Origin of the sequence: Paraburkholderia sp., assembly GCF_024281035.1 — a bacterium.
Classification (GTDB): Bacteria; Pseudomonadota; Gammaproteobacteria; order Burkholderiales; family Burkholderiaceae; genus Paraburkholderia.
In genome coordinates, this window is record NZ_JAMXLH010000029.1 from 1 (window position 1) to 11,527 (window position 11,527).

Sequence of the window (11,527 nt, forward strand, 5' to 3'; positions counted from 1 at the left end):
CTTTGTCGGTGTCGCCATACAACGGTAAGCTGTTGAGCCGGCAAGAGTTGCCCGACGGCGTGAGCGTTCCGCCTATCGTCGCCGCCAAGACTTTGCTCTTCGTCACCGATGGCGGTGACTTGGTGGCCTATCGCTAACGATCCCTCATTTCCGGCACGGTGCCGGCCGAAAACCTGCTGCCATGGCTTTTAAAATCGCTATCGTCGGTCGCCCCAATGTGGGGAAATCCACGCTGTTCAACCGGCTCACGCGCTCGCGCGACGCGCTGGTGGCCGACCTGCCCGGCCTCACGCGCGACCGCCACTACGGCGAGGGGCGTGTGGGCGATCGCCCGTACCTCGTGGTCGATACCGGCGGCTTCGAGCCCGTCGCGAAAGACGGCATCCTGCACGAGATGGCGCGCCAGACGCGTCAGGCGGTGGAAGAGGCGGACATCGTCGTGTTCATCTGCGACGGCCGCAACGGGCTCGCGCCGCAGGACAAGCACATCGCCGACTATCTGCGCAAAACCGGCCGGCCGATCTACCTCGTCGTCAACAAGGCCGAGGGCATGAAATACAGTGCCGTCGCCGCCGATTTCTACGAACTCGGACTGGGCGACCCGCGGGCGATTTCCGCCGCGCACGGCGACGGCGTGACCGAGATGATCAACGAGGCGCTCGACGACGCCTACGCCGATCAGCCGGAAGAAAGTGAAGAGGACGCCGAAAAGCATGGCGTGAAGATCGCAATCGTCGGGCGTCCGAACGTCGGCAAGTCGACGCTCGTGAACACGCTGCTCGGCGAAGACCGCGTGATTGCGTTCGACATGCCGGGCACTACGCGCGACTCGATCTACATCGACTTCGAGCGCGGGGGCAAGAAGTACACGCTCATCGACACAGCGGGTTTGCGCCGCCGCGGCAAGGTGTTCGAGGCCATCGAGAAGTTCTCCGTCGTGAAGACCCTGCAGTCGATTTCGGACGCGAACGTCGTGGTCATGATGCTCGACGCGCAGCAGGAGATCTCCGACCAGGACGCGCACATCGCCGGCTTCGTGGTGGAACAGGGCCGTGCGCTCGTGGTGGGCGTGAACAAGTGGGACGGTCTCGACGATCACGCACGCGATCGCGTCAAGCACCACCTGGAGCGCAAGCTGAAGTTCCTCGACTTCGCCAAGTTTCACTTCATTTCGGCAACGGAGAATTTCGGTGTCGGCGCGCTGATGCGTTCGGTGGACGCCGCCTACGCCGCCGCGATGGCCAAGCTGCCCACGCCGCGCCTCACGCGCGCGCTGATCGAGGCCGTGCAGTTCCAGCAGCCGCGCCGCCGCGGCCCGGTGCGTCCGAAGCTGCGCTACGCTCACCAGGGGGGACAGAACCCGCCGATTATCGTGATCCACGGCAATGCGCTCGATGCGGTCACGGAGACCTATAAGCGCTATCTGGAAAATCGCTTCCGGGAAACTTTCTCGCTGACCGGGACTCCATTGCGCATAGAGTTTCGTTCGTCGACGAACCCCTACACCGAGAAAAACTAGGCTGCGTTCGCTGGCGCTCACACCGTCCTGGCCGGACGGGTGTGATCCGCGCGGGTGAACGAGAATCAGCTATAGTGTAGCGATTGGCGCCGAATCCCTTTTTCCTCGGCGTCGTCCCAAGTTAAACCTGCAAAAAAATACGGAGTTCGCTATGAGCAACAAAGGGCAACTGTTACAAGACCCGTTTTTGAACGCGCTGCGCAAGGAGCACGTGCCTGTTTCGATCTATCTGGTCAACGGCATCAAGCTTCAAGGGAACATTGAATCGTTCGACCAGTACGTCGTGTTGCTCCGTAATACGGTTACGCAGATGGTGTACAAGCACGCCATTTCCACGGTCGTCCCCGCCCGTCCGGTGAACTTCCACCCGGATTCGGAAGCGTCCTGACCCACGGTACGGCCGGTCCGGGGCGCCCGAAAGGCGAGCCGGGCCGGCCGTTTCCATTTTGATACCCGCTAATTTGACCAACGCCGCACTCGTCGGCATCGACTTTGGCAAGACCGATTTCGAAGCCGGCCTCGAAGAACTCAGCCTGCTCGCACAAAGTGCGGGCGCCCGTCCTGCCGTTACGCTCACCGGCCGACGCTCGAGCCCCGACGCCGCCATGTTCATCGGCAGCGGCAAAGCCGATGAACTGCGTCTCGCCTGCGAGGCGAACGACGTCGAAATCGTCATCTTCAATCACGCGCTGTCGCCCGCTCAGCAACGTAACCTGGAGCGTGCACTGGACCGCCGCGTGGTCGATCGCACAAGCCTGATCCTCGATATTTTTGCGCAGCGCGCCCGCAGCCACGAAGGCAAGCTGCAGGTCGAGCTCGCGCAGCTCCAGTACCTTGCCACACGGCTCGTGCGCGCGTGGACTCACCTTGAGCGCCAGAAGGGCGGTATCGGTTTGCGCGGCCCCGGCGAAACCCAGCTCGAAACCGACCGTCGGCTCATCGGCGAGCGCATCAAGATGCTGCAGGGGCGCCTCGCGAAGCTGCGCCGCCAGCACGGCACACAACGCCGCCAGCGTCAGCGCAACCAGACGATGTCGGTGTCGCTCGTCGGCTATACGAATGCGGGCAAGTCCACGCTGTTCAATGCGCTCACCAAGGCGCAGGCGTATGCCGCCGACCAGTTGTTCGCCACCCTCGATACGACCTCGCGGCGCCTGTGGCTCGGAGGCGAGGTCGGCCAGATCGTGTTGTCGGACACTGTCGGCTTCATCCGCGAGCTGCCTCACCAGCTGGTTGCCGCGTTTCGTGCGACGCTCGAGGAAACCATTCAGGCCGATCTGCTGCTGCACGTGGTCGACGCGTCGAGCGCGGTGCGTCTTGACCAGATCGATCAGGTCAACGGAGTGTTGCACGATATCGGGGCGGATTCGATCCGCCAGGTGCTGGTGTTCAACAAGATCGATGCCGTGCCTGAACTGGCGGCCCGCGGCGGGACGGTCGAGCGGGACGAATATGGTAATATTTCGCGCGTCTTTTTGAGCGCGCGAACGGGCGTCGGGCTGGCTACGCTGCGCGCTGCCATCGCAGAAATTGCGACTGCGGAGCCGCTTGTCGACGCTTCACAGCCTTCGCAGCGGTTTGGTGCCTTTGGTGCCGACGGGGACGCGCTGCCCCATGAGCCTCGCAGGGAACCGGAACACGGCCGCTGAGCTACGATCAGCCACAATGAGCCACAATCAGGCTGGTTCGGAACGGCGCGAACCGGAAGGTTTGAACCGAAAGGCCACCCCGCAATACCTGGCAAAAGCAGGCGAAAGCCACACGCATTGACCCGCTGTCTACTCTGGTGAACGAACACAGGTGAACGATTACAACAAGCGGACTGGCTGGCAGCGTGCGCGCGCCATTCTCACGTTGAACGACCCTCGTTGGGGCCGTGGTGACGCCAATGGTCACCGCGCGGACGATTCGCGCCGCCCGCCGGGCAAGAACGGCCGCAACGACGACAGGGGCGGCGATCAGGGCGACGGTCCGCCCGACCTCGACGAAATGTGGCGCGACTTCAACCGCCGCCTCACGGCATTCTTCGGACGCAAGGGCCAGGGCCCGGGCGCTCCCGGTCCTCGCCCCGACAACGGGCACGGGGCGCGCATCGGCGTCGGCATCGTGCTCGGCGTGCTGATTGCGATCTATCTGGGCAGCGGCGTGTTTGTCGTCCAGGACGGGCAGGCCGGCGTCGTGCTTCAGTTCGGGCAGTATCGTCAGACCGTCGGTCAGGGCGTCCACTGGCGCTTGCCGTTTCCGTTCCAGACGCAGGAAATCGTGAACGTCGGCGAGATCCGCGCTGTCGAGATCGGCCGCAGCAATCTCGTGCGTCCGGCCAACGTGAAGGATGCGGCGGTGCTCACGCACGACGGCGACATTCTCGACGTGCGCTTCACGGTGCAGTACCAGGTGAAGCAGCCTACCGATTATCTTTTCCGCAGCGTCGATCCCGATCTCACCGTCACGCAGGTCGCGCAGAACGCGGTGCGCACGGTCGTGGGCGCGCGCAGCACGAGCGATCTGCTCTACGCGGACCGCGAACCGATCCGTGCGCAGCTTGCCGATGCGATCCAGCATGCGCTCGACGAATACAAGACCGGCCTTGCCGTGACCGGCGTGACGATCCAGAGCGTGCAGGCGCCCGAACAGGTGCAGGCTGCGTTCGACGACGCCGCGCGCGCGCGCCAGGAGCGCGCGCACGCGAAGCTTGAGGCACAGGCTTACGCGGATCAGTTGCTTCCGCATGCGCAGGCTGACGGCGCACGCATGATCGACGATGCCAAGGCCTATAGCGAGCGTGTCGTCGCGCGGGCAACGGGCGACGCCCAGCGCTTCAAGCAGGTGTACGAGCAATACTCGAAGGCGCCGGCCGTGATTCGCACGCGCATGTATCTGGAGACCATGCAGCATATCTACTCGAATACGACGAAAGTGTTCGTCGACAGCAAGGCCGGCAACAGTGTGATCAATCTGCCGCTCGACAGGATCGCCGAGGCAACGCGCCAACGCACGGCTGCTGCCGCTGCCGCCGCCGGGATTGCCGGAGCGCCGGGTGCCGCTGCCAGCTCCTCCGCCGCGCCCGGGGCATCGGCCCCCGCCGCGAGCGACGCGCAGCAGTCCGGCGCCGCGCAGCCGGGCGCCGCCGCTTCGCCCGCAGCGTCGGCGAGTGCCCCCGGCAACGAGTCGCTACGGTCGCGTGACGCGTTCCGCAATCGCGGTCGCGAAGACGACGTGCAGTAACGGAGCGCTCATATGAACCGAATCATTGCGCTTGCAGTCGTTGTCGTTGTGGCCGTGCTGGTCATCTCGTCGTCGGTGTTCGTCGTCGATCCGCGCCACGTCGCCGTCATTGCGTCCACGGGCGGCCGTACGGATTCGCTTGCCGAACCCGGCATCCACGTGAAGCTGCCGCCGCCGTTCCAGACCACGACGTTCATCGATACGCGCGTCCAGGCGTTCGCTACGCCCGACGCGGTCCGGTACTCGACGTCCGACAAGACCGAATTGCTCGTGAACCCGGTGATCCGCTATCGCGTCACCGATCCGCTCAAGTTCTTCGCGGCGACGCGCGGCGACGCGCAGACGCTGTCCGAACGGCTCGCCTCGCTTTCGCGCGATGCGCTCAGCGGCGCCTTTTCGAAGGTCACGCTGACCAACGCGCTCGCGCAGCAGGAGGCGATTGCCAATGGCGCGCGCGATACGCTGCGCGAGGCTGCCGCGCCGCTTGGCGTCGACGTCGTCGCCATCGAGTTCTCGCGCGTCGACTATCCGCCCGAACTGGCGGACGCGGTCTTCAAGCGCATGAGCGCCGCGCGCGAGCAGGACGCCGCCAATGAGCGTGCGCAGGGTGCGGCCGAAGCACAGCAGATCAAGGACGATGCCGTTCGCCGTCAGCAGGGCGTGCTCGCCGATGCCTACAGCCAGGCGCAGGCCATCAAGGGCGAGGGCGACGGCAAGGCCGCGGCCATTGCTGCCGAGGCGTTCGGCCGCGATCCGCAGTTTTATCAGTTCTACCAGAGCATGCAGGCGTATCGCGAGACCTTCAAGCCGAGCGACGTCGTCGTGGTCGATTCGTCGAGCGAATTCTTTCGCTTCATGCGCGGTCCCAACGGCGAGGCCGCAGCGGCTCCCGCCGCACCGCGCAAACATTAAACAATACGAGACAAACGAAGGGCCGCGCGCTTGCGCGGTACGTTCTTTAGCATGGACATAGCCGGTTCCCTCCTGCTCGCGATCGCGCTGATGCTGATCATTGAGGGCATGTTTCCGTTCGTCTTTCCGACGGCGTGGCGCGACACCTTCCGTAAAATCGCGGAGCGGCCGCCGCACCATATCCGGATCGGCGGGTTGATTGTGATGGGGCTCGGCCTCGTGCTGCTCATGCTCGCAACCTGATTGCGTGATTGCCTGATTGCAAATGCGCGCGCGCGGACTGTGCCGTGCGCTCCGGTACTGCGGCTCGCGCGCCACGCTTCGCGCGCCGCCTTCATAGTGGTAGGACTCAATCGATGTCGACCTGGTTACTCCCCGAAAATATTGCAGATGTGCTGCCGTCCGAGGCGCGCAAGATCGAAGAATTGCGCCGCCGCCTGCTGGACCGCTTCCGCGCATACGGCTATGAAATGGTCATGCCGCCGCTGCTCGAATATCTCGAGTCGCTGCTCACGGGTAGCGGTCGCGATCTGAACCTGCGCACGTTCAAGCTCGTCGATCAACTTTCGGGCCGCACGCTGGGTCTGCGCGCGGACATGACGCCTCAGGTTGCGCGCATCGACGCGCACCTGCTCAACCGCCAGGGCGTGACGCGCCTGTGCTATGCGGGCAATGTGCTGCATACGCGTCCGCGCGGCCTGCACGCCACGCGCGAGCAGATTCAGATCGGCGCAGAAATCTACGGTCATGCGGGGCTCGAAGCCGACCTCGAAATCCAGCAGTTGATGCTCGATGCGCTGCGGCTCTCGGGGCTCACCAAAGTGCGTCTCGACCTGTGTCACGCAGGCGTGCTCGCCGCGCTGATCGAGGACGATCCGGCGGCAGCGGCGCTCGGCGATTCGCTGTATGAGGCGCTCGCGGGCAAGGATGTGCCGACGCTCGCGGAACTCACGGCTAACCTCGCGCCGGCCACGCGCGACGCGCTGCGTACGCTGCCGTCGCTCTATGGCGACGCGAGCGTGCTCGACGAGGCGCGCCAGCGTCTGCCGGCGCTCGATGGCATCGCGCGCGCGCTGGACGATCTGGCGTTCCTCATCGGCGAGATCGACGGCGGCGAGCTGATGATCGATCTGGCCGATCTGGGCGGCTACGCGTACCACACCGGCGTGATGTTCTCGGCGTACGTGGACGGCGTGCCGAATGCGGTCGCGCGCGGCGGCCGTTACGACAAGGTGGGCAAGGCGTTTGGCCGGGCGCGCGCCGCGACGGGTTTCTCGCTCGATTTGCGCGAAGTGGCCCGGATTTCACCGGTCGAAGCGCGCAGCAGCGCGATCCTCGCGCCATGGCGTCACGACGAGGCGCTGTGCGCCGCCGTCGCTGCGCTGCGCGACGCGGGCGAGGTCGTCATTCAGGCGCTGCCGGGCCATGAACACACGATGGATGAGTTCGCGTGCGACCGCGTGCTGGTCGAGCGCAACGGCGCGTGGGTTGTCGAAACACGCGTCTGAGCAGGGCTGCGGACGGATTCAAACGGGGCAGCACGTCCCCGTTTTTTTTTCGTCCATGCCGTTGAGCGCAAAGGAAAAACCCAGTTTTTTCGGGAAAAACCACGAGCTCGCCCCCGAACCCATATAAAATGCGTTTTTAACCAGCTTACGAAACACCATGTCTGCCAGCGCAGTGAATGTAACCCCGGGACGCAACGTCGTCGTCGTGGGCACCCAGTGGGGAGATGAAGGCAAGGGCAAGATCGTCGACTGGCTGACGGACCACGCCCAAGGCGTGGTGCGCTTCCAGGGCGGTCACAACGCCGGCCACACGCTGATCATCGGCGGCAAGAAAACCATTCTCCGTCTCATCCCGTCGGGCATCATGCGCGCCGGCGTCGCGTGCTACATCGGCAACGGCGTGGTGCTCTCGCCCGAAGCCCTGTTCAAGGAAATCGGCGAGCTCGAAAGCGCGGGCGTCGACGTCCAGAAGCGCCTCTTCATCTCCGAAGCCACCACGCTGATCCTCCCGTATCACATCGCCATCGACCAGGCTCGCGAAGCGCGCCGCGGTGCCGCGAAGATCGGCACGACCGGCCGCGGCATCGGCCCGGCCTACGAAGACAAGGTCGCACGCCGCGGTCTGCGCGTACAGGATCTGTTCGAGCCGGAAACCTTCGCCGAGCGTCTGCGCGAGAGCCTCGACTATCACAACTTCGTGCTCACGCAGTATCTGGGCGCGGCGGCGGTCGACTTCCAGCAGACCCTCGACACGATGCTCGGTTATGCCGACCGTCTGAAGCCGATGGTCACGGACGTTTCGCGTCGTCTTTACGATGTGAACTGCTCGGGCGGCAACCTGTTGTTCGAAGGCGCGCAAGGCACGCTGCTCGACATCGATCACGGCACCTATCCGTATGTCACGTCGAGCAACTGCGTTGCAGGTGCTGCGTCGGCGGGCGCGGGCGTGGGCCCGCAGCAACTGAACTACGTTCTCGGCATCACGAAGGCGTACTGCACGCGCGTCGGCTCGGGCCCGTTCCCGAGCGAACTCTACGATGCGGACAACCCCGATCGCCAGGACATGGCGGGCGTGACGCTTGCGAACGTCGGCAAGGAATTCGGTTCGGTCACGGGCCGTCCGCGCCGCACGGGCTGGCTCGACGCCGCCGCGCTGCGCCGCTCGATCCAGATCAACGGCGTGACGGGCCTGTGCATCATGAAGCTCGACGTGCTCGACGAGCTCGACGAAGTGAAGCTCTGCGTCGGCTACAGGGTGGACGGCAAGGACGTCGACATCCTGCCGCGCGGCGCGTCGCAGGTTGCAGCCTGCGAGCCGGTCTATGAAACGTTCCCTGGCTGGAAGGAAAGCACCATCGGCATCACGCAGTGGGACGCGCTGCCGAAGAGCGCGCAGGCTTACCTGAGCCGCGTGCAGGAAGTGGCAGGCGTGCCGATCGACATGGTTTCCACCGGCCCCGATCGCGACGAAACGATCCTGCTGCGTCATCCGTTCAAAGTGTAAGAGGAACGCGCACGATGATTCAGATGACGGACCCGCGCAACGACGAAAAGAACCTGTGGGTCGGCTGGGATGAGTACCACCGGCTGGTCGAACTGCTGGCGCTCGCAGTGCACGAATCGCGCTGGAAGTTCGACCAGATCCTGTGTCTCGCACGCGGCGGCCTGCGCGTGGGCGACCAGCTCTCGCGCATTTACGACCTGCCGCTCGCAATTCTCGCGACCAGCTCGTACCGCGAAGCCGCTGGCACGCAGCAGGGCGACCTCGACATTGCGCAGTACATCACGATGACGCGCGGCCAGCTGTCGGGCAACGTGCTGCTCGTCGACGATCTCGTCGATTCGGGTGTCACGCTCGCGCGCGTGCAGGATCACCTCAAGGAGCGCTATCCGGCCGTGACCGGCGTGCGTTCAGCAGTGCTCTGGTACAAGGGCTGTTCGAAAGTCAAGCCCGACTACTTCGTGCAGCACCTGCCGACCAATCCGTGGATCCACCAGCCGTTCGAGGAATGGGACACGGTGCGTCCGCACAACCTCGGTGCGTGGATCAAGCGCGGCCTCCAGCAGTCGGGGCAGAGTCTCGTGTCCTGATGCGGATGCGCAATGCCAGTCGTCGTCGCGTATTGCACGATATGACGTGATATTACGTGGCATGGCGAATGAAGAACGGAGCCTTTCGGGGCTCCGTTTTCTTTTGGGGCGGGGGTTGGCGGGGGGTGACGCGTGCCGGCGTACCGCGCCACGCACCCGGGCAGACGTCGAAAGGGGCCAATGCTACACTTCGCCGGAACGAACGACGTGGCATCCCAACAACGATGCGCCCTGGCGCGCCACGTCGCCCGGTTTAGAATGGCGGTCGTTTTTTCTCCGCCTCGGAAACGGACTTCCGCGTTTATGACAACTAGCACACACGTGGCCAAGCAGCCTCTGCCGACTCTCGCCATGGCAGCGATCGGCGTGGTCTTCGGCGATATCGGCACCAGCCCGCTTTATTCGCTGAAGGAGGCGTTTAGCCCGTCTCACGGGATCCCGCTGACCAATACCTCCATCCTCGGCGTTATCTCGCTCCTGTTCTGGGCAATCATCATCGTCGTGAGCATCAAATACGTGCTGTTCGTGATGCGAGCCGACAACAACGGGGAAGGCGGCGTGCTCGCACTGATGGCGCTGGCGCTACGCCCGTTCAACCGCGCGAGCCGATTTGCCATGGTGCTGACGGGGCTCGGTATCTTCGGCGCCTGTATGTTCTACGGCGATGCGGTGATCACCCCGGCGATCTCGGTGATTTCGGCGGTCGAAGGTCTCGAAATCGCGGCGCCCAAGCTCGCGCATCTCGTGCTGCCGCTCACGATGCTGATCCTCATTGCACTCTTCTGGATCCAGCGGCATGGCACGGCCCTCGTCGGCCGGCTGTTCGGACCGATCATGGTGCTGTGGTTCGTGACCATCGCCGTGCTCGGCGTCTCGCGCATCCTGGAAGCGCCGGCGATCATCGCCGCGCTCAATCCGTACTACGCGGTCAGCTTCATGGGCGAGCACCTCTTGCAGGCGTACGTCGTGCTGGGCTCTGTCGTGCTCGTGCTGACCGGCGCGGAAGCGCTCTACGCGGACATGGGCCATTTCGGCGCGAAGCCGATCCGCATGGCCTGGTACGTGCTCGTGATGCCGTCGCTCGTGCTCAACTACTTCGGCCAGGGTGCGCTGCTGATGCAGAACCACCACGCCATCGAAAATCCGTTCTTCCTGCTCGCACCCGACTGGGCATTGCTGCCGCTCGTCGTGCTCTCGACGGTGGCGACGGTCATCGCATCGCAGGCCGTGATCTCGGGCGCGTACTCGCTGACGAGCCAGGCCATCCTGCTTGGCTACGTGCCGCGCATGAAGGTGCTGCATACGTCCGAACTCGCGATCGGCCAGATCTATGTGCCGGTAGTGAACTGGATGCTGCTCTTCATCATCCTGTGCATCGTGATGGGCTTCAAGAGCTCGGACAATCTCGCCGCCGCGTACGGTATTGCCGTGACCGCGACCATGGTGATCACCACGGTGCTCGCGTGCGTCGTGATGGTGAAGGTCTGGAACTGGAACAAGGTGCTCGTCGGGCTGATCATCGGCGGCCTTATGACCGTCGACCTCGGCTTCTTCGGTGCGAACCTGCTGAAGGTCGAAGAGGGCGGCTGGCTGCCGCTGTGCATCGGCGCGCTACTGTTCTTCCTGCTGATGACCTGGTACAAGGGCCGCATGATCGTGAAGGCGCGCACGGCCGCCGACGGTATTCCGCTGATGCCGTTCCTGCAGGGGCTGCTCGCGCACCCGCCGCATCGCGTCTCGGGCACGGCGATCTACCTGACGGGCAGCAATGCGCTCGTGCCGGTGAGCCTGCTGCACAACCTCAAGCACAACAAGGTGCTGCACGAGCGCACGATCTTCCTGACGTTCGTGACGCGCGACATTCCCTATGTCGCCGATTCGGAGCGCGTGAGCGTGAAGGACATCGGCGGCGGGCTGTATCTCGTGAAGGCCGACTACGGCTTCAACGAAACACCCGACGTGCAGGCCGTGCTCGAACAAGTGGGACGTTCGCACGGCATGACGTTCGAGATGATGGACACGTCGTTCTTCCTCGCGCGCGAGACCGTGGTGCCGACGCAGTTGCCGGGCATGTCGTTCTTCCGCGAGCGTGTGTTCGCGTGGATGCACCAGAACGCCGCGAAGCCTACCGACTTCTTCAGCATCCCCGCGAATCGCGTGGTAGAGCTTGGAACGAAGATCGAGATCTGATCGCGGGTACTTTCGCTGCGATTGTCTTTCGGCAATGAAAAACGGCACCACGGTGCCGTTTTTTCATTGGTCGACGCTACGT

Annotated in this window: 10 protein-coding genes; all 10 read left to right on the forward strand. The window is 64.2% G+C overall.

Annotated elements, in window-relative coordinates:
• The first annotated feature begins 181 nt into the window (after nt 1–181).
• The 10 genes from der (at nt 182) to Q0L30_RS09155 (ending at nt 11,445) form a co-directional block, all read left to right on the forward strand.
• Complete coding sequence (der, locus tag Q0L30_RS09110; protein WP_296654147.1) at nt 182–1,519, forward strand: ribosome biogenesis GTPase Der; 1,338 nt, start codon at nt 182–184, stop codon at nt 1,517–1,519.
• 151 nt (nt 1,520–1,670) lie between these two features.
• Nucleotides 1,671–1,907, forward strand: coding sequence for an RNA chaperone Hfq (gene hfq / locus Q0L30_RS09115; RefSeq protein ID WP_027814901.1), 237 nt, complete (start codon nt 1,671–1,673; stop codon nt 1,905–1,907).
• Nucleotides 1,908–1,980: 73 nt separating this feature from the next.
• Nucleotides 1,981–3,168, forward strand: coding sequence for a GTPase HflX (hflX, locus tag Q0L30_RS09120; RefSeq protein WP_296654165.1), 1,188 nt, complete (start codon nt 1,981–1,983; stop codon nt 3,166–3,168).
• A gap of 151 nt (nt 3,169–3,319) precedes the next feature.
• Nucleotides 3,320–4,744 carry an FtsH protease activity modulator HflK gene (hflK, locus tag Q0L30_RS09125; protein ID WP_296654167.1) on the forward strand — a complete coding sequence of 475 codons (1,425 nt, stop codon included), beginning with the start codon at nt 3,320–3,322 and terminating at the stop codon, nt 4,742–4,744.
• A 12-nt stretch (nt 4,745–4,756) separates the two neighbouring features.
• Nucleotides 4,757–5,656 (forward strand): protease modulator HflC, encoded by a 900-nt coding sequence (hflC, locus tag Q0L30_RS09130; RefSeq protein ID WP_296654172.1) that lies wholly within the window; start codon nt 4,757–4,759, stop codon nt 5,654–5,656.
• Nucleotides 5,657–5,707: 51 nt separating this feature from the next.
• Entirely contained in the window at nt 5,708–5,899 is a 192-nt protein-coding gene (locus Q0L30_RS09135) for a DUF2065 domain-containing protein (protein WP_028210024.1), read from the forward strand.
• A 113-nt stretch (nt 5,900–6,012) separates the two neighbouring features.
• Nucleotides 6,013–7,164: an ATP phosphoribosyltransferase regulatory subunit gene (locus Q0L30_RS09140; RefSeq protein WP_296654175.1), complete on the forward strand. Its 1,152-nt coding sequence runs from the start codon at nt 6,013–6,015 to the stop codon at nt 7,162–7,164.
• A gap of 157 nt (nt 7,165–7,321) precedes the next feature.
• Entirely contained in the window at nt 7,322–8,668 is a 1,347-nt protein-coding gene (locus tag Q0L30_RS09145; protein ID WP_296654178.1) for an adenylosuccinate synthase, read from the forward strand.
• A gap of 14 nt (nt 8,669–8,682) precedes the next feature.
• Nucleotides 8,683–9,255, forward strand: coding sequence for a phosphoribosyltransferase (locus Q0L30_RS09150; protein ID WP_296654182.1), 573 nt, complete (start codon nt 8,683–8,685; stop codon nt 9,253–9,255).
• A 303-nt stretch (nt 9,256–9,558) separates the two neighbouring features.
• Entirely contained in the window at nt 9,559–11,445 is a 1,887-nt protein-coding gene (locus tag Q0L30_RS09155) for a potassium transporter Kup (RefSeq protein WP_296654185.1), read from the forward strand.
• The last annotated feature ends 82 nt before the right edge of the window (nt 11,446–11,527 follow it).